Raw genomic sequence first — 24205 nt, 5'->3', positions numbered from 1 at the left:
TGAAAAAAAGATAACCCCCGTGTGCGAATTTTTTAACCGATTCGCGTCACTGAAACCCAATAGCGCGTGAAGTACTTCACCTGAATCGGCAGGGTTGCCTGTAGGTTAGCCAGTACTGCATCGGTTGAATCCAGTCGGAACGTGCCGGAGATAGGCAAGCGCGCCGAAGCCGAATCGTATTTCAGGACACCTGGGCGATAGCGGGCGAGTTCGTCCATCACCTCTGCGAGGCGAGCATCCAATACGATTAACTGCCCATCGACCCAGGCAGCCTGGGAGCCGCGATAACTCGTGTTGGGACCCACGTTTTGGCGATCAAAGTCAGCGCTCTCACCGGCACCGAGCAGCCGCGCGTGGTTGGGCTGGTCACCTGGATACACGCTCACCCGATCCTCCAGGACGCCGACACGTGTGGAGCCTGGCAACTGGCGCACGCTGAACCGAGTACCCAATGCCTGGACCCGGCCTTGAAGGGTTTCGACATAAAAAGGCGTTTGCCCGCCGAACTTGCCGGTGTGGATAAGTACTTCACCTTCGCGCAAACGGATCAAGCGCTGGCGCCCATCAAAAACCACGTCAATAGCGGTGCTGGTATTAAGATCAACCCGCGTACCGTCAGCCAGTTCGACACGCCGGCGCTCACCCACGGAAGTCCGGTAATCAGCCCATACATGGGCCAGGGGCGTGCGTTGCTGAACATTCCAGCCTAGATAGCCGGTACTGCCCAACACCAGCATCCACTTCAGTACTTGGCGCCGTTGTTGCGTGGTCGACAATGCACGGCGGGTTAAATCCTGGGGCAGCGCGCCAAGGCTGCGCTGCAATTGCTCCATCTGGTCCCACGCAGCCTGGTGGGACGGATCGCCGTTCAGCCATTGTTGCCAGGCCAGGCGGTCAGCGGCTGTAGGTGTCTGGGACTGGAACTGTACATACCAGCTGGCAGCGGCTTCGAAGGTCTTGCGATCGGGGACCGCCATTACAGGCTGGCCACGATCAGCGAACATTCAGTCAATGCACGGATCATGTGCTTCTTCACTGTGGTCAGTGAGACCTGCAGCTGATCTGCGATCTGTTGATAAGTCAGCCCCTCGAGCTGCGACAGCATAAAGATTCGCCGTGCTCGCTCGCCGAGTGTGGCCAAGGCTTTATCCACAGCCACCAGGGTCTCAATGATGATGGCCTTGTCTTCTTCGCTGATGGCGTTGGCTTCAGGACGTTCAGCCACGGTTTGCTTGTAGGCCTGCTCAATGGCGTGTCGACGGTAACGATCAATCACCAGGCCCCTGGCGATGGTCGCCAGATAGTCCCGCGGCTCAATGATCTGCGCTGCATGTCGCCCACCCAGAATACGCACGAACGTATCGTGCGCAACATCGGCCGCATCGCAGGCGTTATGCAACTTACCTTTGAGCCACCCATGCAACCAGGAATGGTGTTGCTCATAGATGTTCTGGACCGCAGCCGTGTGTGATGGAAGGGACATAGGGTATGACAAGGCAGGTTAATGATAATCGCTATTATTAACTGCCCAGCCGTTTTCTCACAATAGATCTCTTTTTGAAGCACTCACCACCCCGGGTAAAGGATGCGGCTGCCTTCGTGCAGGAGGAAATACCAGCGGATCTGCGGTTTTCTGTGGATTAAGCCCTGTGAATAACCGCCCTTGTGCCCAGTTGATAACAGGGCCTGAAACCTGAGCAAAAAACCCTCTGTGGATAACAACCTGTTTAATCCACAGGCTTAAAGCACTTATCCAAGGGCCTCATTGGCACATGACCACAGACTTTTGAAGCTCTGTACACATTGAAAATAAAGGCCTGTGGAAATCTATCCACAGAAAAGTAGCTCAGTAGAAATAAACATAAAAACAAAGATTTAATAAATTTCTCTCTTTTAATCTCTATTGCCTGTGATTATCCACAGCTGGTTAAATTTTGTGCAAAGGGTTCTTTAGGAAGGGCGAAGTCCCTATACTTGCCGCCAAAGCTCCAAAACTCTTTCAACAAACAATTCCTGATTACCTACATAAGCAGGCACGAGGTGCGTGGTGGATTTCCCTTCCCGTTTTGAAGTGATCGTCATCGGCGGCGGTCATGCCGGTACCGAGGCAGCACTGGCGTCAGCACGCATGGGCGTAAAAACCCTGTTGCTCACGCACAACGTGGAAACCCTCGGTGCCATGAGTTGCAACCCCGCTATCGGCGGGATTGGCAAAAGCCACCTGGTCAAGGAAATCGACGCCCTTGGCGGCGTGATGGCCATGGCTACCGACAAAGGTGGTATTCAATTTCGCGTACTCAACAGCCGCAAAGGCCCGGCGGTGCGTGCAACCCGGGCTCAAGCTGACCGCATCCTGTACAAGGCGGCCGTACGTGAAACCCTGGAAAACCAGCCGAACCTGTGGATATTTCAGCAAGCCGCCGATGATCTGATCGTCGAACAGGACGTCGTGAAAGGCGTGGTCACCCAAATGGGCCTGCGTTTCTTCGCAGAATCCGTCGTGCTGACCACCGGTACCTTCCTCGGTGGGCTTATCCACATTGGCATGCAGAACTATTCCGGTGGTCGCGCCGGTGATCCGCCGTCGATCGCCCTGGCAAAACGCTTGCGTGAATTGCCTCTGCGAGTTGGTCGCCTGAAAACCGGGACCCCGCCACGTATTGACGGGCGTTCTGTGGATTTCTCGGTGATGACCGAGCAAGCCGGTGACACGCCGATTCCGGTCATGTCGTTCATGGGCTCCAAGGAGCAGCATCCGAAGCAGGTCAGTTGCTGGATTACCCACACGAACGCACGGACCCACGAAATCATTGCCGCGAACCTCGACCGTTCGCCAATGTATTCCGGGGTGATCGAAGGCATTGGCCCGCGTTATTGCCCGTCGATCGAAGACAAGATCCACCGCTTTGCCGACAAGGAAAGCCACCAGGTCTTCATCGAGCCCGAAGGCCTGACCACGCATGAGCTGTACCCGAACGGGATTTCCACTTCCTTGCCGTTCGACGTGCAAATCCAGATCGTGCAGTCGATCCGCGGTATGGAAAATGCGCACATCGTGCGGCCGGGCTACGCCATTGAGTACGATTACTTCGACCCGCGTGACTTGAAATACAGCCTGGAAACCAAGGTAATTGGCGGCTTGTTCTTTGCCGGGCAAATCAATGGCACCACCGGTTACGAAGAAGCCGGGGCCCAGGGTTTGCTGGCCGGAACCAACGCTGCATTGCGCGCACAAGGCAAAGACAGCTGGTGCCCGCGTCGCGATGAAGCCTATATCGGTGTATTGGTCGACGACCTGATTACCCTCGGTACCCAGGAACCGTACCGGATGTTCACTTCCCGGGCCGAATACCGCCTGATCCTGCGCGAGGACAACGCGGACCTGCGCTTGACCGAAAAAGGTCGTGAATTGGGCCTGGTTGATGACGCGCGTTGGGCTGCGTTCTGCAAGAAACGCGAAAGCATCACGCTCGAAGAGCAACGCCTGAAAAGTACCTGGGTTCGCCCGGGCACCGAACAAGGCGATGCGATTGCGGAAAAATTCGGCACGCCTCTGACCCATGAGTACAACCTGCTGAACCTGCTGTCCCGTCCGGAAATCGACTACGCTGGCTTGGTCGAAGTAACAGGCCAGGGCGCGGAAGATCCACAGGTTGCCGAACAGGTCGAGATCAAGACCAAGTACGCCGGTTACATTGATCGCCAGCAGGACGAAATCGCTCGCCTGCGCGCCAGTGAAGATACCAAGCTGCCTGTGGATATCGACTACACCGGGATTTCCGGGCTGTCGAAAGAAATTCAAAGCAAGCTGGGGATAACTCGGCCGGAAACACTTGGCCAGGCTTCACGCATTCCAGGCGTCACTCCTGCAGCCATTTCGCTGTTGATGATTCATTTGAAAAAACGCGGCGCGGGCCGTCAGTTGGAGCAAAGCGCTTGAGTTCGTTGGTCACCTCGCAACACGCCGAAGAGTTATCCACAGGAGCGCGCCAGTTGGGTGTGGCCCTCACCGAAGCCCAGCAAGAGTTATTGCTGAGCTATCTGGCCCTGTTGATCAAATGGAACAAGGCTTACAACCTCACCGCTGTGCGTGATCCAGATGAGATGGTGTCACGGCATCTGCTCGACAGCCTCAGCGTGATGCCGTTCATCGAAAACGGCCGCTGGCTCGACGTCGGCAGTGGCGGCGGGATGCCTGGCATTCCATTGGCGATCCTGTTTCCCGAGTCTCAAGTGACCTGCCTGGACAGCAACGGCAAGAAAACCCGCTTCCTGACCCAGGTCAAACTCGAACTCAAGCTGGATAACCTGCAGGTTATCCACAGCCGCGTGGAGGCCTTCACGCCTGAACAGCCTTTCAACGGCATTGTGTCCCGAGCGTTCAGCAGCATGGAGAATTTCAGCAACTGGACCCGCCATCTCGGCGACCGTGACACCCGCTGGCTGGCAATGAAGGGCGTCCATCCAAGCGACGAGCTGTTAGCATTGCCGGCAGACTTCCACCTCGATAGCGAACACGCCTTGGCCGTACCCGGTTGCCAAGGCCAACGCCATCTGCTGATACTGCGCCGCACGGCATGATTGGGAACACAAGCAAGAATGGCTAAGGTATTCGCGATTGCGAACCAGAAAGGTGGCGTGGGTAAGACCACCACCTGTATCAACCTCGCAGCATCCCTGGTCGCCACCAAGCGTCGGGTGCTGTTGATCGATCTCGATCCACAGGGCAACGCCACCATGGGTAGCGGTGTGGATAAACACGGCCTGGAAAACTCGGTCTATGATTTGCTGATTGGCGAATGCGACCTGGCGCAGGCCATGCACTATTCCGAGCATGGTGGTTACCAACTGCTGCCAGCCAACCGCGATTTGACCGCGGCGGAAGTGGTGCTGCTGGAAATGCAGATGAAGGAAAGCCGTCTGCGTAGCGCCCTGGCGCCCATTCGAGAGAATTACGACTACATTCTGATCGACTGCCCACCGTCGCTGTCGATGCTCACGCTCAACGCCCTGGTGGCCGCTGATGGGGTGATTATCCCAATGCAGTGCGAGTACTTCGCCCTCGAAGGCTTGAGCGACCTTGTGGATAACATCAAGCGTATCGCCGAGTTGCTCAACCCGAACCTGAAAGTCGAAGGCCTGCTGCGGACCATGTACGATCCGCGTCTGAGCCTGATGAACGATGTGTCGGCGCAGCTCAAGGAACATTTTGGCGACCAGTTGTACGACACCGTCATCCCACGCAACATCCGCCTGGCTGAAGCGCCAAGCTATGGCATGCCTGCGCTTGCGTACGACAAGTCCTCGCGTGGTGCCATTGCCTACCTGGCGCTGGCCGGCGAGATGGTTCGCCGTCAACGCCGCAATTCACGCACCGCTGCCGCCCAGCCAACTTAAGGAATCCCCATGGCCGTCAAGAAACGAGGTCTCGGACGTGGACTGGATGCACTGCTGAGTGGTCCGACCGTCACATCGCTTGAAGAGCAAGCGGTGCAGGCCGACGAGCGCGAGCTGCAGCACCTGCCCCTGGACCTGATCCAGCGCGGCAAATACCAGCCACGGCGGGACATGGATCCCCAGGCGCTGGAAGAACTGGCTAACTCGATCAAGGCCCAGGGCGTGATGCAACCGATTGTGGTGCGCCCGATTGGCGCTGGCCGCTTTGAGATCATCGCCGGTGAACGTCGCTGGCGCGCCAGCCAACAGGCCGGCAAGGACACCATCCCGGCGATGGTGCGCGATGTGTCGGATGAAACCGCCATCGCCATGGCGTTGATTGAGAATATCCAGCGCGAAGACCTCAACCCGATCGAAGAAGCGATTGCGTTGCAGCGTTTGCAGCACGAATTCCAGCTGACCCAGCAACAAGTGGCCGACGCGGTGGGGAAATCCCGCGTCACCGTGTCCAACTTGCTGCGCCTGATCGCACTGCCGGAAGTCATCAAGACCATGTTGTCCCACGGAGACCTGGAAATGGGCCACGCCCGTGCTTTGCTCGGTTTGCCGGAAAATCAACAGGTTGAAGGGGCGCGACACGTTGTCGCACGAGGTCTGACTGTACGTCAGACCGAAGCCCTGGTTCGCCAGTGGCTCAGCGGCAAACCTGCACCGGTCGAAGCGGCCAAACCTGATCCGGATATCGCACGACTCGAGCAGCGCCTGGCCGAGCGCCTGGGCTCTGCGGTGCAAATTCGTCACGGCAAGAAGGGCAAAGGGCAATTGGTCATCGGATATAACTCTCTCGATGAGCTGCAGGGCGTCCTTGCCCACATCCGCTGAAACATTTGCTTATGTAGCGTGTGATCGGAAATCACTACCCGACAGTTGAATAGGGGCAGAACCGCCCCTATACTCTGCGCGCATTTTGTCGGCACAAATTATGCCAAGTTATTGATTTCCGGCAGCCGACCATTGAGGAGCAAGAGTGATGGAAACCCGCACGCCAAACACGTTGCCGTTCCATCGCTTGGCTGTTTTCCCGGTTTTATTGGCTCAATTTGTCATTCTGCTGATCGCCGCTTTGGCGCTTTGGTATTGGCATGGAGTCGTAGCCGGATATTCAGGACTCTGCGGAGGCCTGATAGCCTTGCTGCCCAATATGTATTTCGCTCACAGGGCCTTTCGGTTTTCCGGCGCCCGAGCAGCCCAGGCTATCGTCCGGTCTTTTTATGCCGGCGAGGCGGGGAAACTGATTTTGACGGCAGTGCTGTTTGCACTGACCTTTGCAGGTGTGAAGCCATTGGCGCCGCTGGCTGTATTCGGCGTCTTCGTGTTGACCCAACTGGTCAGCTGGTTCGCTCCCCTGCTAATGAAAACAAGACTTTCGAAACCTTAGGGCGTTTGAGGCAACCATGGCAGAAACAACCGCTTCGGGCTATATCCAGCACCACTTGCAGAACCTGACCTTCGGTCAGCTTCCCAACGGCGGCTGGGGCTTTGCCCACACCGCAGCAGAGGCCAAAGAAATGGGTTTCTGGGCTTTCCACCTGGATACTCTGGGTTGGTCGGTCGCATTGGGTCTGATCTTCGTCCTGATTTTCCGCATGGCGGCAAAGAAGGCGACCTCCGGTCAGCCAGGTGCCTTGCAGAACTTCGTTGAAGTACTGGTCGAATTCGTCGATGGCAGCGTGAAAGACAGCTTCCATGGCCGTAGCCCGGTGATCGCACCGCTGGCACTGACCATCTTCGTATGGGTGTTCCTGATGAACGCCGTCGACCTGATCCCGGTGGACTGGATTCCTCAGTTGGCCATCCTGATCTCCGGCGATGCGCACATTCCATTCCGCGCCGTGTCGACCACTGACCCGAACGCCACCCTGGGCATGGCCCTGTCGGTGTTCGCGTTGATCATTTTCTACAGCATCAAGGTCAAGGGTATCGGCGGCTTCATCGGCGAACTGACCCTGCACCCGTTCGGCAGCAAGAACATTTTCGTTCAAGCCCTGCTGATTCCGGTGAACTTCCTGCTGGAATTCGTGACCCTGGTCGCCAAGCCGATCTCCCTGGCCCTGCGACTGTTCGGCAACATGTATGCCGGCGAGCTGGTGTTCATCCTGATCGCTGTGATGTTCGGCAGCGGCCTGCTCTGGCTTAGCGGCCTGGGCGTAGTTCTGCAGTGGGCGTGGGCTGTGTTCCACATCCTGATCATTACCCTGCAGGCCTTCATCTTCATGATGCTGACCATTGTCTACCTGTCGATGGCGCACGAAGAGAACCATTAAGACCAGTCTCGACTAGTCTGATGTCCTTCCCGGTCAAACGGGAAGGTGGCCCACCAGGGCTATGAAACGATTTGTTTTACCGCTTTAAAATCTAAAAAACCTAAACCATACGACGTAAAAGTCGGGAGGAAAGATGGAAACTGTAGTTGGTCTAACCGCTATCGCTGTTGCACTGTTGATCGGCCTGGGCGCCCTGGGTACTGCCATTGGTTTCGGCCTGCTGGGCGGCAAATTCCTGGAAGGCGCAGCGCGTCAGCCAGAAATGGTCCCAATGCTGCAAGTTAAAATGTTCATCGTCGCCGGCCTGCTCGACGCCGTGACCATGATCGGCGTTGGTATCGCACTGTTCTTCACCTTCGCGAACCCCTTCGTTGGTCAACTCGCTGGCTAATCACTCGACTTTTCGAGTGATTGGGGTGATGGACAACGAATGAGCGAGGTGTTGGCGTGAACATTAATGCAACCCTGATTGGCCAATCCGTTGCGTTCTTCATTTTTGTAGTGTTTTGCATGAAGTTCGTGTGGCCTCCGGTCATCGCGGCTTTGCACGAACGTCAGAAGAAGATCGCGGATGGTTTGGACGCTGCCAGCCGTGCAGCTCGCGACTTGGAGTTGGCCCAAGAGAAAGTGGGTCTTCAACTGCGCGAAGCTAAAGCACAGGCAGCTGAAATCATTGAGCAAGCCAAGAAACGCGGTAACCAGATCGTCGAAGAGGCTGTTGAAAAAGCCCGCGTCGAAGCTGACCGTGTTAAGGCTTCGGCTCATGCCGAGATCGAACAGGAACTGAACGGTGTCAAAGACGCGCTGCGTGCCCAACTGGGTGCCCTGGCGGTCGGCGGCGCGGAGAAGATCCTTGGTGCCACAATCGATCAAAACGCGCACGCGGAGCTGGTTGACAAACTGGCTGCTGAAATTTAAGCGAGGGCGATCATGGCAGAACTGACCACGTTGGCCCGACCTTATGCTAAGGCAGCCTTCGAGCACGCCCAGGCCCACCAGCAGCTGGCCTCTTGGTCAGCCATGCTCGGCCTGGCTGCAGCAGTGTCGCAAGACGACACCATGCAGCGCGTGCTCAAGGCCCCGCGCCTGACGAGCGCAGACAAGGCCGCCACTTTTATTGAAGTGTGCGGCGACAAGTTTGATGTGAAGGTGCAGAACTTCATTCACGTCATTGCCGAAAACGACCGTCTCCCGTTATTGCCGGAGATCGCCGCTCTGTTCGACCTGTACAAGGCCGAAGCAGAGAAATCGGTAGACGTTGAAGTGACCAGTGCTTTCGCATTGAACCAAGAACAGCAAGACAAACTCGCCAAGGTTCTCAGTGCACGACTCAATCGGGAAGTGCGCCTGCAAGCTTCGGAGGACGCATCCCTGATTGGTGGTGTCGTTATCCGTGCCGGCGACCTGGTTATCGATGGCTCGATTCGCGGCAAAATCGCGAAACTTGCCGAAGCATTGAAATCTTGAGTTTGAAGGGGCAGCAGAGCAATGCAGCAACTCAATCCTTCCGAAATAAGTGAAATTATCAAGGGCCGCATCGACAAGCTCGATGTGACCTCCCAAGCCCGTAACGAAGGCACTGTCGTCAGCGTATCTGACGGCATCGTGCGGATTCACGGTCTGGCCGACGTCATGTACGGCGAGATGATCGAGTTTCCGGGCGGCGTCTACGGTATGGCCCTCAACCTGGAGCAAGACTCCGTAGGTGCCGTTGTATTGGGCGCGTACACCAGTCTGGCTGAAGGCATGAGCGCCAAGTGCACCGGCCGCATCCTGGAAGTTCCGGTTGGTAAGGAACTGCTGGGTCGTGTAGTCGACGCACTGGGTAATCCAGTTGACGGCAAAGGTCCACTGGGCAACACCGAGACCGACGCGGTCGAGAAAGTTGCTCCAGGCGTGATCTGGCGTAAGTCGGTAGACCAGCCTGTACAGACTGGCTACAAGGCTGTCGATGCCATGATCCCGGTCGGCCGTGGCCAGCGTGAGCTGATCATCGGTGACCGTCAGATCGGTAAAACCGCCCTGGCGATCGACGCGATCATCAACCAGAAAGACAGCGGCATTTTCTGCGTCTACGTAGCCATTGGTCAGAAGCAATCGACCATCGCCAACGTGGTTCGCAAGCTGGAAGAAAACGGCGCCCTGGCCAACACGATCATCGTGGCTGCCAGTGCTTCGGAATCTCCTGCGCTGCAATTCCTGGCACCGTACTCCGGTTGCACCATGGGTGAATTCTTCCGCGACCGCGGTGAAGACGCGCTGATCGTTTATGACGATCTGTCCAAGCAGGCAGTGGCTTACCGCCAGATTTCCCTGCTGCTGCGCCGTCCACCAGGCCGTGAAGCTTACCCAGGCGACGTGTTCTATCTCCACTCCCGTCTGCTGGAGCGCGCATCCCGCGTTTCGGAAGAGTACGTAGAGAAGTTCACCAACGGCGCAGTGACCGGCAAAACCGGTTCCCTGACCGCACTGCCGATCATTGAAACCCAGGCTGGCGACGTTTCCGCGTTCGTTCCGACCAACGTGATTTCCATCACCGACGGTCAGATCTTCCTGGAATCGGCCATGTTCAACTCCGGGATTCGTCCTGCTGTGAACGCCGGTGTTTCGGTATCCCGTGTGGGTGGTGCCGCTCAGACCAAGATCATCAAGAAGCTCTCCGGTGGTATCCGTACCGCTCTGGCTCAGTACCGTGAACTGGCGGCATTCGCCCAGTTCGCTTCTGACCTGGACGAAGCGACCCGTAAGCAACTTGAGCATGGTCAGCGCGTTACCGAGCTGATGAAGCAGAAGCAATACGCCCCGATGTCGATCGCTGACATGGCGTTGTCGCTGTATGCCGCTGAGCGTGGGTTCCTGACCGACGTTGAAATCGCCAAGGTCGGCAGCTTTGAACAAGCGCTGATTGCTTACTTCAACCGCGATCACGCCGAATTGATGGCGAAGATCAACGTGAAGGGTGACTTCAATGACGATATCGACGCTGGCATGAAAGCCGGTATCGAGAAGTTCAAGGCCACCCAAACCTGGTAAGCCGCAGCGGGAGCCGCAAGGCTCCCGCTTGCTAACCTGATAGGTGTTACATGGCAGGCGCAAAAGAGATTCGCAGTAAGATTGCGAGCATCAAAAGCACGCAAAAAATTACCAGCGCCATGGAAAAAGTGGCGGTAAGCAAAATGCGCAAGGCACAAATGCGCATGGCTGCTAGCCGTCCTTATGCGGAGCGTATCCGCCAGGTAATTGGGCATCTGGCCAACGCCAACCCGGAATACCGCCACCCGTTCATGATCGAGCGCGCCGTCAAGCGTGCAGGTTATGTGGTAGTGAGCAGTGACCGTGGTTTGTGTGGTGGTCTGAATACCAACCTGTTCAAGGCCCTGGTCAAGGACATGGCGGTAAACCGCGAAAACGGCGTCGAGATCGATCTGTGTGTTGTGGGTAGCAAGGGTGCGGCCTTTTTCCGTAACTTCGGCGGTAACGTCGTTGCAGCTATCAGCCACCTGGGTGAAGAGCCGTCGATCAATGATTTGATCGGCAGTGTGAAGGTGATGCTGGATGCGTACCTGGAAGGCCGGATTGACCGCCTGTCCGTGGTATCCAACAAGTTCATCAACACCATGACCCAGCAGCCAACTGTGGAGCAATTGATTCCACTGGTGGCGACCCCGGATCAGGAACTCAAGCACCACTGGGACTACCTCTACGAACCAGACGCCAAAGAGCTGCTTGATGGCTTGATGGTGCGCTACGTGGAGTCGCAGGTGTACCAGGCGGTGGTCGAGAACAACGCAGCTGAACAAGCGGCGCGGATGATCGCGATGAAAAACGCTACCGATAACGCCGGTGATCTGATCAGCGATTTGCAGCTGATCTACAACAAGGCGCGTCAGGCTGCGATCACCCAAGAGATCTCGGAAATCGTCGGCGGCGCTGCCGCGGTTTAACGGTTCAAATATTCAGAGGATCCAGCTATGAGTAGCGGACGTATCGTTCAAATCATCGGCGCCGTTATCGACGTGGAATTTCCACGCGACAGCGTACCGAGCATCTACAACGCGCTGAAAGTACAAGGCGCGGAAACTACCCTGGAAGTCCAGCAGCAGCTGGGCGACGGCGTAGTTCGTACCATTGCGATGGGTTCTACCGAAGGCTTGAAGCGCGGTCTGGACGTTGTCGACACTGGCGCTGCCATCTCCGTACCGGTCGGTAAAGCGACCCTGGGCCGGATCATGGACGTACTGGGCAACCCGATCGACGAAGCTGGCCCGATTGCCACCGAAGAGCGCTGGGGCATTCACCGCGCCGCGCCTTCGTTCGCCGAGCAAGCAGGCGGCAACGACCTGCTGGAAACCGGTATCAAGGTTATCGACCTGGTTTGCCCGTTCGCCAAGGGCGGTAAAGTCGGTCTGTTCGGTGGTGCCGGTGTAGGCAAGACCGTAAACATGATGGAACTGATCCGTAACATCGCCATCGAGCACAGCGGTTATTCCGTGTTCGCCGGTGTGGGTGAGCGTACCCGTGAGGGTAACGACTTCTACCACGAGATGAAGGACTCCAACGTTCTGGACAAAGTGGCACTGGTTTACGGTCAGATGAACGAGCCGCCGGGAAACCGTCTGCGCGTAGCCCTGACTGGCCTGACCATGGCCGAGAAGTTCCGTGACGAAGGTAACGACGTTCTGCTGTTCGTCGACAACATCTACCGTTACACCCTGGCCGGTACTGAAGTATCCGCACTGCTGGGCCGTATGCCTTCGGCAGTAGGTTACCAGCCGACCCTGGCTGAAGAGATGGGCGTTCTGCAAGAACGTATCACTTCGACCAAGGAAGGTTCGATCACCTCGATCCAAGCGGTATACGTACCTGCGGATGACTTGACCGACCCGTCGCCAGCCACCACCTTCGCCCACTTGGACGCCACCGTCGTTCTGTCCCGTGACATCGCTTCCCTGGGTATCTACCCAGCGGTCGATCCACTCGACTCGACTTCGCGCCAGCTGGACCCGAACGTGATCGGCCAGGAGCACTACGACACCGCTCGCGGCGTTCAGTACGTGCTGCAGCGCTACAAAGAACTGAAGGACATCATTGCGATCCTGGGTATGGACGAGCTGTCGGAAGCCGACAAACAGTTGGTAAACCGTGCTCGTAAGATCCAGCGTTTCTTGTCGCAGCCGTTCTTCGTGGCTGAAGTCTTCACCGGTGCCTCGGGTAAATACGTTTCCCTGAAAGACACCATTGCTGGCTTCAAAGGCATCCTCAACGGTGACTACGACCACCTGCCAGAACAAGCGTTCTACATGGTCGGCGGCATCGAAGAAGCGATCGAGAAAGCCAAGAAACTGTAATCCAGGCGCCCGGCAACGGGCGCTCATCAGGTTGAGGCAATCAGATGGCTATGACAGTCCATTGCGATATCGTCAGCGCGGAAGGGGAAATCTTCTCCGGTCTGGTCGAGTTTGTAACAGCGCACGGTGACTTGGGTGATCTTGGTATCGCCATGGGTCACGCTCCGTTGATTACCAGCTTGAAGCCAGGTCCGATCACTCTGACCAAGCAAGGCGGGGAACGTGAGGTGTTTTACATCTCCGGTGGTTTCCTCGAGGTTCAGCCGAACATGGTCAAGGTACTTGCCGACACCGTGCAACGTGCTGGCGACCTGGATGAAGCCTCCGCTCAGGAAGCCGTCAAGGCTGCCGAGAAGGCGCTGAACGAAAAAGGCGCAGACTTCGACTACAGCGCTGCTGCAGTTCGTCTGGCCGAAGCTGCAGCCCAGCTGCGCACGCTCCAGCAGATCCGCAAGAAGTAAGCGGCCATGCCGTTACGCTTCATGTGTGATTGATTAAAAAGGGTAGCCTCGGCTACCCTTTTTCTTTTTTTGCAAAACACTTCTTTGGTCTGAACCCGGACCGCCCAGGATTGGTAGCCATTCATGTCTCTTGAAATCGTCATTCTCGCCGCAGGCCAGGGCACTCGCATGCGTTCGGCCCTGCCCAAGGTGCTGCACCCGGTTGCCGGCAATTCCATGCTGGGCCATGTTATCCACAGCGCCCGCCAGCTGGACCCGCAGCGCATTCACGTGGTGATCGGCCACGGTGCCGATGTGGTGCGTGAACGCCTCGCCGCAGACGACTTGAATTTCGTTCTACAAGACAAACAACTCGGCACCGGCCACGCCACTGCGCAGGCTGTACCCTTCATCACAGCTGATACCGTGCTGATCCTATATGGCGACGTACCGCTGATCGAAGTCGAAACCCTGCAACGTCTGCTCAAGCATGTCGTGCCTGGACAGATGGGCCTGCTCACCGTTGAGCTGGGCGACCCTACCGGTTACGGCCGCATCGTGCGTAATGCCGACGGCAAGGTTGCCGCTATCGTCGAGCATAGGGATGCCAGCGAAGCCCAGCGCGCCATTACTGAAGGCAACACGGGCATTCTTGCCGTGCCTGCCGATAAGCTGGGCGACTGGATGAGCCGTCTGTCCAACAACAACGCCCAGGGCGAGTACTACCTCACCGATGTGATCGAAATGGCGGTGAGTGACGGCCTGCTGGTCGCCACCGAGCAGCCCCACGACCCGATGGAAGTGCAGGGCGCCAACGACCGCAAGCAGCTCGCAGAGCTGGAGCGTCACTACCAACTGCGCGAAGGTCTGCGCCTGATGGCCCAGGGGGTGACCCTGCGTGACCCGGCGCGTTTCGATGTGCGTGGCGAAGTGACGGTGGGTCGCGACGTGCTGATCGATATCAACGTGATCCTCGAAGGCCGCGTGATCATTGAAGACAACGTGGTCATCGGCCCGAACTGCGTGATCAAGGACAGCACCTTGCGCAAAGGCGTGGTGGTCAAGGCTAACAGCCATATCGACGGTGCCGTGATGGGCGAGGGTAGCGATGCGGGGCCGTTTGCACGGTTGCGTCCGGGTACAGTGATGGGCTTGAGAGCGCACGTTGGCAATTTCGTCGAGCTGAAAAACGCGAAAATGGGTGACGACGCGAAGGCCGGCCACTTGGCTTACCTCGGTGATGCAGTGATCGGTGCCCGCAGCAACATCGGCGCCGGTGCCATTACCTGCAACTACGACGGCGCCAACAAGTACCAGACGACTATCGGTGAGGATGTATTCATCGGCTCCAACAACTCGTTGATTGCGCCGGTCACCATAGGTGATGGTTCAAACACCGCGGCAGGTTCCACCATCAACCAGGATGTGGATAAGTCGCAGCTGGCCGTCGCCCGCGCCCGTCAACGCAACATCGACGGTTGGAAGCGCCCGGTGAAAATCAAGAAAACCTGAGTTATCCACAGCCTCGCCAGCAGCAAAACTCCAATGTGGGAGGGGGCTTGCCCCCGATAGCGGTGGTTCAGTCACATATACATTGGCTGACACACCGCCATCGGGAGCAAGCCCCCTCCCACATTTTGCCTGCATTATTTAGAGATCTCACTTGACGATCTTTCGCCAATAGGTTTTGATTGCCTTCGTTATCTTTCGAAACGAAACTTATCATCACCATGTCGAAACGAAATACACCTCAACGACGCCACAATATCCTCACTCTGCTCAATGAGCAGGGCGAAGTCAGTGTGGACGAATTGGCCAAGCGTTTCGAAACTTCGGAAGTAACCATCCGCAAGGATCTAGCCGCCCTCGAAAGCAATGGCCTGCTCCTGCGTCGCTACGGTGGCGCAATCACGATGCCCCAGGAGCTCGTAGGCGACGCCGCACAACCCATCTCGGCTTACAAGCGCGCCATCGCGCGTGCGGCAGTGGTGCGTTTGCGCGAACACGCACGCATCATCATCGACAGCGGCAGCACAACCGCCGCCATGATCCCCGAACTGGGCCATCAGCCCGGCCTGGTAGTGATGACCAACTCCCTGAACGTGGCCCGCGCCCTGAGCGAACTGGAACACGAACCGGTGTTGTTGATGACGGGCGGCACCTGGGACCCGCATTCGGACTCGTTCCAGGGCCAGGTCGCCGAGCAGGTGCTGCGCTCCTATGATTTTGATCAGCTCTTTATCGGTGCCGATGGCATCGATCTGCAGCGCGGCACTACCACCTTCAACGAACTCCTGGGCCTGAGCCGCGTCATGGCCGAGGTCGCCCGTGAAGTCGTAGTGATGGTCGAGTCCGACAAGATCGGCCGCAAGATTCCCAACCTGGAACTGCCCTGGAGCAGCGTCCATACCCTTATTACCGATGATCGCCTGCCGCTTGAGGCCCGCGACCAGATCCAAGCCCGCGGCATTACGCTGATATGCGCGGCCGTCATCTAGGAGAAATACCATGTGTGGAATTGTTGGCGCAGTCGCCGAACGTAACGTTACTGCCATCCTTATCGAGGGCCTCAAGCGCCTCGAGTACCGCGGTTATGACAGCGCTGGCGTGGCGGTTTTCACCAATGCCGGCAAGCTGGAGCGCATGCGCCGGCCGGGCAAGGTGAGCGAGTTGGACCAGGCCTTGGCCGGCGAGCCGCTCGTAGGCCGCCTGGGCATTGCCCACACCCGTTGGGCAACCCACGGTGCGCCATGCGAGCGTAACGCTCACCCACACTTCTCCGGTGACCTGGCGGTGGTGCACAACGGCATTATCGAAAACCACGAAGTGCTGCGCGAACAACTCAAGGGCCTGGGTTATGTGTTCACCTCGGACACCGACACCGAAGTCATCGCCCACCTGCTCAACCACAAGCTCAAGGACCACAGCGATCTGACCACCGCCCTCAAGGCCACGGTCAAGGAACTGCATGGCGCCTACGGCCTGGCCGTGATCAGCGCCAGCCAGCCTGATCGCCTGGTTGCTGCACGCAGTGGCAGCCCGCTGGTGATCGGCCTGGGGCTGGGCGAGAACTTCCTCGCCTCCGACCAACTGGCCCTGCGCCAAGTGACCGACCGCTTCATGTATCTGGAAGAAGGCGATATTGCCGACATCCGTCGTGAAAGCGTGCAGATCTGGGACGTTAACGGCCAGTCCGTCGAGCGCGAAGCCGTGCAATACCGCGACGGTGCCGAAGCCGCTGACAAGGGCGAGTTCCGCCACTTCATGCTCAAGGAAATCCACGAGCAGCCGTCTGTGGTGCAACGCACCCTGGAAGGTCGCCTGAGCCAGAATCAAGTGTTGGTCAACGCCTTCGGCCCGCAAGCCGCCGAGTTGTTCGCCAAGGTGCGCAATGTGCAGATCGTGGCCTGCGGCACCAGCTACCACGCTGGCATGGTTGCCCGTTACTGGCTCGAAGAACTGGCCGGCATTCCTTGCCAAGTCGAAGTGGCCAGCGAATTCCGCTACCGCAAGGTGGTGGTGCAGCCCGACACCTTGTTCGTGACCATCTCCCAGTCCGGCGAAACCGCCGACACCCTGGCCGCCCTGCGCAATGCCAAGGAACTGGGCTTCCTCGGCAGCCTGGCAATCTGCAACGTCAGCATCAGCTCCCTGGTACGTGAATCCGACCTGACCCTGCTGACCCAAGCCGGTCGCGAAATCGGCGTAGCCTCCACCAAAGCCTTCACGACTCAACTGGTGGGCCTGCTGCTGCTGACCCTGTCCCTGGGCCAAGTACGCGGCACCCTCGCCGACGGCGTCGAAGCCACTCTGGTGGAAGAACTGCGCCGCCTGCCAACCCGCCTTGGCGAAGCCCTGGCCATGGACAGCACCGTGGAAAAAGTCGCCGAGCTGTTCGCTGACAAGAACCACACCCTGTTCCTGGGCCGTGGCGCGCAATACCCGGTGGCGATGGAAGGCTCGCTGAAACTCAAGGAAATCTCGTACATCCACGCCGAAGCCTATCCGGCCGGTGAGCTGAAACACGGCCCATTGGCCCTGGTGGATGACGATATGCCAGTGGTTACCGTGGCGCCAAACAACGAACTGCTGGAGAAGCTCAAGTCCAACCTGCAGGAAGTACGCGCCCGTGGCGGCCAACTGATCGTCTTCGCAGATGAGAAGGCAGGCATGACCAATGGTGAAGGCACCCACGTGATCAACATGCCGCACATTCACGACACCCTGTCGCCGATCCTCTACACAATCCCGCTGCAGTTGCTGTCGTACTACGTTGCCGTGCTCAAAGGCACTGACGTTGACCAGCCGCGTAACCTGGCGAAGTCGGTGACGGTGGAGTAAGGCTTTCTCGCGTACCTGAAGAGGGGCTGTTTTTAACAGCCCCTTTTTTATGGTTTTGAATTCGCTCCACTCAAGGATGCCAATATGCAAAGCCCATCAGCGACCGTTCAAGCACGTTTGCATAACCGCCGTTTTGCGGTCGCGAACAATACTCAAGGGCTGTCCGGCACGGGGACAGTATTTCACTACCAAGTTGAAGATGGCGTCATTTCAAGCACCTACCAAGGTGGCCGGATTCGCCTGGGCACGCAGGTCGGGCGGGTGACCGGTACAGATACCATCGAGCTGCTTTATCAATGCGTGACCCTTGAAGGGGAACTGCTCGCGGGGTGGTCACGTGGCACGGTAGGCGTGGATCGTGACGGGCGCACAACGCTGAGTTTTGATTGGGGCTGGCTATCGGGTGCGACAGGAGGCGGGGAGTCCCGCTACGTCGAGATCACTGCCTAATGGTCTTGAAAGCACACAAGAACCAAGGTGGGAGGGGGCTGCTCCCGATAGCGGTGTGACAGGCATCAGATACCTTGACTGGTCCACCGTAATCGGGAGCAAGCCCCCTCCCACATTTTGTTCTTTGTCAGTCTCGAGGGCTGGTGCTCTGGTCAACCATCACGTCCACCAGTAACGCACAAGATGGAAAAAGATCGGCGCCGCGAAGCACACCGAATCCAGCCGATCCAGCATCCCGCCGTGCCCTTCGATCATATGTCCCCAGTCTTTTACGCCGCGGTCACGCTTGATCGCTGACATCACAATCCCACCGGCAAAGCCCAGCAAGTTGATCAACAGCGCAATCAGGAACGACTGCCAGGGATTAAACGGTGTGGTCCACCACAGCGCCGCGCCGATCAGGGATGACAGCAGAATTCCGCCTACGAACCCTTCCACGGTTTTCGACGGTGACAGATTGGGCGCGATCTTGTGTTTGCCGAACAGCTTGCCGCATACGTACTGCAATACGTCTGACAGTTGCACCACGATCACCAGGTAGGCGATCAGCAACAGGTTGCGGCCTTCGTACCCGGGGATGTCCAGCGTCAGCAGGGCTGGGACGAAGGACACGCAGAACACCGCGATCATCAGCCCCCATTGCACCTTCGAGGCGCGTTCCAGGAAGTGTGTGCTGTCGCCCCCAAGGGAGGCGAGGATCGGTAGCAGCAAAAACACGTACACCGGGATGAAGATCGAGAACAGCCCATACCAGTCGGCGTAGATCAGCACATATTGCAGCGGCAGCGCGAGGTAGAACGCGGCCACCAGGGCCGGGTAGTCGCTGCGCCGGGTTGGGGTGAGGGTGAGGAATTCTCGCAGGGCGTAGAACGACACGGCATAGAACAACAGGATCACCGCGCCGGTGCCGAGCCAGAAGGCGATGCCGATCACCACCACCATCACCCACCAGGCGTTGATGCGGGCGTTGAGGTTGTCGATCACGGCATTGGGGCTGCCACGGGTGCGCAGCTTGAGGATCAGGCCGATCAGCGAGGCGATGACCAGAATCGCGCCGATGCCACCGAATAACATCAGGGTTTGGCTATCCATTTCAGGAATGCTCCGGGGCAAGGGCGAGCAGGGCGTCGCGGGTACGGGCAAGGAATGCGGCTTTGTCTTCGCCCTCTTCCAATTGCAGGGGAGCACCGAAGCTGGTTGTGCATAACAAGGGCAGTGGCAGCACTCGGCCCTTGGGCATGACCCGGTTAAGGTTGGCTATCCACACGGGCACCAGTTCGGCCTGTGGGTAACTTTTTGCCAAGTGGTACAAACCGCTCTTGAAGGGCAGCAAGCCATCCTCCAGATTGCGCGTGCCTTCCGGAAAAATAATCAGCGAGTCACCGCCTTCCAGCGCAGCGAGCATGGGTTGCAAAGGGTTATCCACAGGCTCCCTGCGCTCGCGGTCGATCAGCACGCCATTGAACACACGGTTGATGATGTAGCGGCGCAGGGCGCTCTTGTTCCAGTAATCACTGCCCGCCACCGGGCGCGTGAACTTGCGCAGGTTCTGCGGCAGCGACGCCCATACCAGCACGAAGTCGCCGTGGCTGCTGTGGTTGGCGAAATAGATGCGTTGCACCGGCACCGGAGCGCACCCCAGCCACAGGCTGCGAGCGCCGGTGACGGTGCGGGCCATGGAGGTAATCAGCGTGGCGACCACGGGTTCGAACATGGGGATTCCTTATCCGGCGAAAGGCAGCCAAGGGCTGGCGAGGATGACGCCCAGGGTCAGCAGCGCTTGCGCGCCCAGCAGCCAGGCTTGTTTGCGCAACAGTTTGAGCGCGCCACGACGGCGTTCACTCCAGGGCCGGCCGGCCCGTTTAGGTGATTGCAGGCCAAGGGTTTGCAGGGCCTGGTCGAGGTCCGGTGTACGTGCGGTGTCGCGGGCGAGCAGGGCAAACAGGTCGGCGTCGAGGGCCACGCGTAATGCCCAGTATTTTTGCAGCAGGCCCAGTACGATCATCCACAGGGCCAGCAGCAGGCAGATCGTCGAGATACTGGCCAACAATAGCTGGGCAAGGCCGAACAGTACGCCGAGCAGCGTCAGGCCTGTGGATAACTGATCCAGTGAGCGGCCACGGCGCAGCAGGCTGGCGACCACCTGGAGTTCCATATCAGCGGGCATGGGGCAGACCCTCCAAAGCTTCACGATGTGCGGGGTGCAGGACCACATTGGCCCGTGCTGTACGAATGATAGCCAGCGCTTGATCTAGCGTGGCGGCGCGCCCTGTGTTCAGCAGCCAGGCGGCAACGGCGGTAGCGCTGCGGGAGTAACCGAGGGCACAGCACACCAGCAAGGGCCCGTGCTGGCGCAGTTGCTCGATAGCGTGCGCGGCTTTGATGCATTCGTCGGGTGTCGGTGCGATCAGGTCAAGCACTGGCACGCAGGCATACGCGCCGCCCTGTGGATTAATCGGCAGTTCGGCGCACAGATCGACAATGGCCTTGAATGAACCTTGCTGGCGCGATGTGGGGATGCGTCCGAGCCAGACGTTATCCACAATCAGGTCGGGCTGTGGATGTTTGCGTGTCCACAGGCGCGAATTGATCCACGCACCAGCTAGATAGGGTGCATATAGCCAGCGCGCGGCGGGAGTAAGACGGCCATCTTCGCGTTTTTGAAAGCCTGACGCGCCTAGCACGAGGTAGTTGGCCTTGATCAACGCCAGGGACACCGCCGGCCACAGCAGCCACAGCCAGCCGTCGCCGAGCACGAAGGCAAGCACCGCCAGTATTAATGCACCCAGCCCATAGCGCACTCCCAGCCGCCAGCGTTGGGGATCCCGCGTCAGTCGCGCATTCACCAATGGGCTCGGGTGTTCCACAGGCCATAACCACACGCACAACCACCCTGCGAGGGCGCCTGTGGGTAAGTCGATAAAGTGATGTTGATAAGTGGTCAGCACCGAGAGACCGATCAGGGTGAACCAGCCATGCACTACCCAACGCCAGAAACCCCGGGTGTGCCGCTGATACATGACCCACAGGATCACCAGCAGCGCGATATGCAGTGACGGGGCCTGATTGAAGGGTTTGTCAAAACCGGCCAGCACCGCGAACAGCCAGCCGAACACGCCGTCCAGTTCCGGCCGCTCAAAGGTGAAGCGCAGTGGCCAGATCAGGAAGCAACTGACGGCTATGACCTGCGCGCTCAGCAGGCGCAGTGCATGTTGTTTCAGTTCATGGCGTGTATTGGGTAACAGCAGGGAGAAGCCGTAGAGCAGGTCGATGGACCAGTAGGGCACGATGGTCCAGGCCCAGAACGGTATATGGGTTTCCCAGCCAAACACCAGCATGCCGACATCGCTGCGTTGGCTGGTGACCCAGGTGGCGAAGCCATAGGTGCTGAAGAACAGCGGCGCCAATAGCAGCAGCCAGAGGGCCGCTGGTTTCAATAGACCGGGTTCGCGCATGTTCAGATCTTCTGTGCCAGGGATACCGTAAAGATGCCCCACTCATCCACGCGCTGGGTGATCTTGCGAAAGCCCGCGGCTTCGACAAGCTGGTCCATTTCCGCCTGGCTGCGCCGACGCATCACCCAGGCCTGGCCCTGGCGGTGGCTGGTAAGTGCACGGGCAATCAGCTCAAGTTGCGGGTGCCATGGCTGGCCGGTATACACCAGGTAACCGCCTGGCTCCAAGGCTTCGGCCAAGCCCGCCAGTGAGCCGCCGACCATGGCGTTATCGGCGAACAATTCATACAGGCCCGACACCACGGCCAAGGTCGGCTTGGGCTCCAGGGCGGCCAGGTCGGCGCGGTCGAACGCATCGGCTTTGACGAACTGGGCGATGTCTCCCAGGCCCTTCTCGAGAATCAGCGCGCCACCGTCGCGCACGTTGATGTCGCTGTAGTCGCGCAGCAGGATGGATTCCGGCAACGGCGACACGCCCTGCAAAGCCTCCAGAATGTAACGGCCGTGGCCGGCGGCGATATCGACAATGCGTACTTGGCGATCATCCTCACGCAGCTTGGCCATCGCCAGGCGCAGCAGCTCTTCGACGTTCAGCTTGCGCTGACGAATACCGCGCCAGCCGATGGAGTTGAGGTAGTTGGTGTCGATCATCCGCCCCAGGCCGCCCTTGCCGGTGGGTTTGTTGCGGTACACGTAGTCCAGGGTGCTGCCGGAGTCGAAACCGGTGTCGAAGCCCAGCTTTACTCCGTCCGACAGGTTCTTGCCCAGGCCCATGCTGGCGCGGGTCATGCGCCAGTAGAGGTCGCGCAGGGAATTGCGTGGCAGTGGCGCGGCGAGGGATTCGGATTCGGCGCAGGTGGCGCCAAGTTTGTCAGCGTCCAGCAGAGAGGCGCGATCCAGCGGGTGGGCGAAGTTCTGCAGGATAAAGCGCTTGGCGCTGTTCACGGCCACGGCACGGTCACGTTCGCCAAGGGTGTCGTGGAAGAACCCGGGGAGGATATGCAGCTCTTTTTTCAGGCTGCCGAGGCGGTCGAAAAACTGCTGCTGGGGTTTACGGTGCACCACAAAATCGGAGCCGGAGACCAGCAGTTGGGTCGGCACCTGAATCGCTTGTGCATCGGCTACAACCCTATCCGCTGCTTCGTAGAGGCCCAATAGCACATTCACCGAAATGGCCTTGGTGATCAACGGATCGCTGTCGTAGGACGCTACGCGCTCCGGGTCGTGGCTGAGGAACTTGGCCTTGACGTAGCTGTTGACGAAAAAGTTGCCCCGGAACCTGCGCATCAAGGTCAGGCCTGGGCGGGCGAAGGGCACGTACAGCTTGACCTTGAAGGCCGGCGAGGCGAGCACCAGGGCGCGGATCTTCGGCGCATAGTCGTGGACCCAGGTGGCCGCGATCACCGCGCCGACGCTTTGGGCGATCACGGCGAGGTTTTGCTCTTCGATGCCGTAGGTGGCGCCGATGTGGTCACAGAAGGTCTGCACATCACGGGCACTGGTGGCAAAGCTGGGACTGTCGCCGCGCTCGCCGGGCGATTGGCCGTGGCCGCGGGCGTCCCAGGCGAAAAAATCAAACTCCGGCAAGCCCAGTTCATCTACCAGGTGGGCAATACGCCCGGAGTGCTCATGGCCGCGATGGAACAACAGGATTGCCTTGCGCGGCCCGGAGCCTGCCGTAGCCGGCCAGTGCCGGTAGAAAAGCTCGACGCCATCATGGGTACTGCAGGTGTGCTGTTGCTGTTCGCGCATCGCAAAATCCTTATGCAGAAGGGGGAGTGTGTTGTTGTTCTTTGAGGCCCTGACGCACCCGGTTGACCAAGGTGTAGGCGAGCAGGGCAGCCACCAGCCACATCACCGACTCGACCCAGCCGGCGCCGAGCCAGCCCAGCGCCACGCCGGTGGCCAGCACACCGAGTACGAAGGCCCGATCACTCTTGCCCATCGGCCCGTCGTAGCGACGCGATGCGCCCACCATCGGCCCAAGCACTCCGGCGTACTCGCTGAATATCGCGAGCAGCGTCACCAGCAACACTGGCGCCAGGCTCACGCCGGGTATCAGGGCAAAGGGCAGGATCAACGCGCTGTCGGCGATCACATCGCATAGCTCATTGAGGTAGGCGCCGAGCCTTGACTGCTGGCCGAATTCCCGGGCGAGCATGCCGTCGATGGCGTTGAGGGCCATGCGTACAATCATCCACAGCGGGATCAGTGCAAACAGCCAGAGCTGCTGGGCGAAAGCAGCGATCAGCAAGCCGACCAGCAAGGAAATCACCCCCGCCAGCACGGTGATCTGGTTGGCGGTGGTGCCGTTGTCGTAGAGACGCTGCACGAGAGGGCGCAGCAGGTTCTGGAACCGCGGTTTGAGTTGGTAGATGGAAATCATGGGGGGTGGCGCTTCCTTGTCCGTGAACCCGCGAAAAACTGTTCAGGAGTGTGCCGACTTATTGC

General features: G+C 58.6%; 25 protein-coding genes. 17 read left to right on the top strand and 8 right to left on the bottom strand.

Going from position 1 to position 24205, the window contains the following annotated elements; genetic code table 11:
- Positions 1–32 precede the first annotated feature (32 nt).
- Together ASD70_RS23005 and ASD70_RS23000 are read right to left on the bottom strand one after the other, a co-directional pair.
- Complete coding sequence (locus tag ASD70_RS23005) at positions 33–977, bottom strand: FecR domain-containing protein (protein WP_056847519.1); 945 nt, start codon at positions 975–977, stop codon at positions 33–35.
- Positions 977–1483: a sigma-70 family RNA polymerase sigma factor gene (locus tag ASD70_RS23000; RefSeq protein ID WP_056847518.1), complete on the bottom strand. Its 507-nt coding sequence runs from the start codon at positions 1481–1483 to the stop codon at positions 977–979. The genes ASD70_RS23005 and ASD70_RS23000 overlap by 1 nt, the downstream gene beginning before the upstream one ends.
- A 564-nt stretch (positions 1484–2047) precedes the next feature.
- Between ASD70_RS23000 and mnmG the strand changes: the two genes are divergently transcribed.
- The 17 genes from mnmG (at position 2048) to ASD70_RS22915 (ending at position 18300) form a co-directional block, all read left to right on the top strand.
- On the top strand, positions 2048–3940 hold the full coding sequence (gene mnmG / locus ASD70_RS22995; protein WP_046072612.1) for a tRNA uridine-5-carboxymethylaminomethyl(34) synthesis enzyme MnmG: 1893 nt from the start codon (positions 2048–2050) through the stop codon (positions 3938–3940).
- Entirely contained in the window at positions 3937–4581 is a 645-nt protein-coding gene (gene rsmG / locus ASD70_RS22990) for a 16S rRNA (guanine(527)-N(7))-methyltransferase RsmG (protein ID WP_005792606.1), read from the top strand. The genes mnmG and rsmG overlap by 4 nt, the downstream gene beginning before the upstream one ends.
- A gap of 18 nt (positions 4582–4599) precedes the next feature.
- The gene (locus tag ASD70_RS22985) at positions 4600–5397 is read left to right on the top strand and encodes a ParA family protein (RefSeq protein ID WP_005792605.1); all 798 of its coding nucleotides are present in this window, start codon (positions 4600–4602) and stop codon (positions 5395–5397) included.
- Positions 5398–5406: 9 nt separating this feature from the next.
- Positions 5407–6279 (top strand): ParB/RepB/Spo0J family partition protein, encoded by an 873-nt coding sequence (locus tag ASD70_RS22980; RefSeq protein ID WP_046070211.1) that lies wholly within the window; start codon positions 5407–5409, stop codon positions 6277–6279.
- A gap of 148 nt (positions 6280–6427) precedes the next feature.
- Positions 6428–6835, top strand: coding sequence for a F0F1 ATP synthase subunit I (locus ASD70_RS22975; protein ID WP_010565865.1), 408 nt, complete (start codon positions 6428–6430; stop codon positions 6833–6835).
- A 16-nt stretch (positions 6836–6851) separates the two neighbouring features.
- Complete coding sequence (atpB, locus tag ASD70_RS22970; RefSeq protein WP_046070210.1) at positions 6852–7721, top strand: F0F1 ATP synthase subunit A; 870 nt, start codon at positions 6852–6854, stop codon at positions 7719–7721.
- 133 nt (positions 7722–7854) lie between these two features.
- Positions 7855–8112, top strand: a complete 258-nt coding sequence (gene atpE, locus ASD70_RS22965) for a F0F1 ATP synthase subunit C (RefSeq protein WP_002555987.1) — start codon at positions 7855–7857, stop codon at positions 8110–8112.
- A gap of 56 nt (positions 8113–8168) precedes the next feature.
- On the top strand, positions 8169–8639 hold the full coding sequence (locus ASD70_RS22960) for a F0F1 ATP synthase subunit B (protein WP_046070209.1): 471 nt from the start codon (positions 8169–8171) through the stop codon (positions 8637–8639).
- Between the two features lie 12 nt (positions 8640–8651).
- A complete protein-coding gene (locus ASD70_RS22955; RefSeq protein ID WP_003195833.1) occupies positions 8652–9188 on the top strand; it encodes a F0F1 ATP synthase subunit delta in 537 nt (178 codons plus the stop codon).
- A 21-nt stretch (positions 9189–9209) separates the two neighbouring features.
- The gene (gene atpA / locus ASD70_RS22950; RefSeq protein ID WP_003195831.1) at positions 9210–10754 is read left to right on the top strand and encodes a F0F1 ATP synthase subunit alpha; all 1545 of its coding nucleotides are present in this window, start codon (positions 9210–9212) and stop codon (positions 10752–10754) included.
- 50 nt (positions 10755–10804) lie between these two features.
- Positions 10805–11665 carry a F0F1 ATP synthase subunit gamma gene (gene atpG, locus ASD70_RS22945; RefSeq protein WP_005792602.1) on the top strand — a complete coding sequence of 287 codons (861 nt, stop codon included), beginning with the start codon at positions 10805–10807 and terminating at the stop codon, positions 11663–11665.
- Between the two features lie 27 nt (positions 11666–11692).
- Positions 11693–13069 (top strand): F0F1 ATP synthase subunit beta, encoded by a 1377-nt coding sequence (gene atpD, locus ASD70_RS22940; protein ID WP_003195827.1) that lies wholly within the window; start codon positions 11693–11695, stop codon positions 13067–13069.
- 44 nt (positions 13070–13113) lie between these two features.
- Positions 13114–13530 carry a F0F1 ATP synthase subunit epsilon gene (locus ASD70_RS22935; RefSeq protein WP_003195825.1) on the top strand — a complete coding sequence of 139 codons (417 nt, stop codon included), beginning with the start codon at positions 13114–13116 and terminating at the stop codon, positions 13528–13530.
- A gap of 123 nt (positions 13531–13653) precedes the next feature.
- The gene (glmU, locus tag ASD70_RS22930; protein ID WP_056847517.1) at positions 13654–15021 is read left to right on the top strand and encodes a bifunctional UDP-N-acetylglucosamine diphosphorylase/glucosamine-1-phosphate N-acetyltransferase GlmU; all 1368 of its coding nucleotides are present in this window, start codon (positions 13654–13656) and stop codon (positions 15019–15021) included.
- Positions 15022–15239: 218 nt separating this feature from the next.
- On the top strand, positions 15240–16007 hold the full coding sequence (locus tag ASD70_RS22925; RefSeq protein ID WP_005792599.1) for a DeoR/GlpR family DNA-binding transcription regulator: 768 nt from the start codon (positions 15240–15242) through the stop codon (positions 16005–16007).
- A 10-nt stretch (positions 16008–16017) separates the two neighbouring features.
- Entirely contained in the window at positions 16018–17850 is a 1833-nt protein-coding gene (gene glmS, locus ASD70_RS22920; protein WP_056847516.1) for a glutamine--fructose-6-phosphate transaminase (isomerizing), read from the top strand.
- A gap of 84 nt (positions 17851–17934) precedes the next feature.
- Positions 17935–18300, top strand: a complete 366-nt coding sequence (locus ASD70_RS22915) for a hypothetical protein (protein WP_056847515.1) — start codon at positions 17935–17937, stop codon at positions 18298–18300.
- Between the two features lie 159 nt (positions 18301–18459).
- Here ASD70_RS22915 and ASD70_RS22910 read toward each other — a convergent pair whose 3' ends face one another.
- From ASD70_RS22910 to ASD70_RS22885, 6 genes are read right to left on the bottom strand one after another with little or no spacing between them, the layout of a single operon-like run.
- The gene (locus tag ASD70_RS22910; RefSeq protein WP_043048213.1) at positions 18460–19392 is read right to left on the bottom strand and encodes a phosphatidate cytidylyltransferase; all 933 of its coding nucleotides are present in this window, start codon (positions 19390–19392) and stop codon (positions 18460–18462) included.
- Position 19393: 1 nt separating this feature from the next.
- Positions 19394–20014: a lysophospholipid acyltransferase family protein gene (locus ASD70_RS22905; RefSeq protein ID WP_046070190.1), complete on the bottom strand. Its 621-nt coding sequence runs from the start codon at positions 20012–20014 to the stop codon at positions 19394–19396.
- A 9-nt stretch (positions 20015–20023) separates the two neighbouring features.
- The gene (locus ASD70_RS22900; RefSeq protein WP_056847514.1) at positions 20024–20467 is read right to left on the bottom strand and encodes a hypothetical protein; all 444 of its coding nucleotides are present in this window, start codon (positions 20465–20467) and stop codon (positions 20024–20026) included.
- On the bottom strand, positions 20457–21755 hold the full coding sequence (locus ASD70_RS22895) for a phosphatase PAP2/dual specificity phosphatase family protein (RefSeq protein WP_056847513.1): 1299 nt from the start codon (positions 21753–21755) through the stop codon (positions 20457–20459). The genes ASD70_RS22900 and ASD70_RS22895 overlap by 11 nt, the downstream gene beginning before the upstream one ends.
- 2 nt (positions 21756–21757) lie before the next feature.
- Positions 21758–23506 (bottom strand): bifunctional alpha/beta hydrolase/class I SAM-dependent methyltransferase, encoded by a 1749-nt coding sequence (locus ASD70_RS22890; RefSeq protein WP_056847512.1) that lies wholly within the window; start codon positions 23504–23506, stop codon positions 21758–21760.
- Positions 23507–23516: 10 nt separating this feature from the next.
- Entirely contained in the window at positions 23517–24140 is a 624-nt protein-coding gene (locus ASD70_RS22885; RefSeq protein ID WP_046070186.1) for a CDP-alcohol phosphatidyltransferase family protein, read from the bottom strand.
- Positions 24141–24205: the final 65 nt, after the last annotated feature.

The organism is Pseudomonas sp. Root569 (genome assembly GCF_001427465.1).
GTDB classification, from domain to species: domain Bacteria; phylum Pseudomonadota; class Gammaproteobacteria; order Pseudomonadales; family Pseudomonadaceae; genus Aquipseudomonas; species Aquipseudomonas synxantha.
The sequence above is the reverse complement of the archived record's forward strand: the minus strand, read 5'-3'. Positions and strand labels throughout refer to the sequence as shown.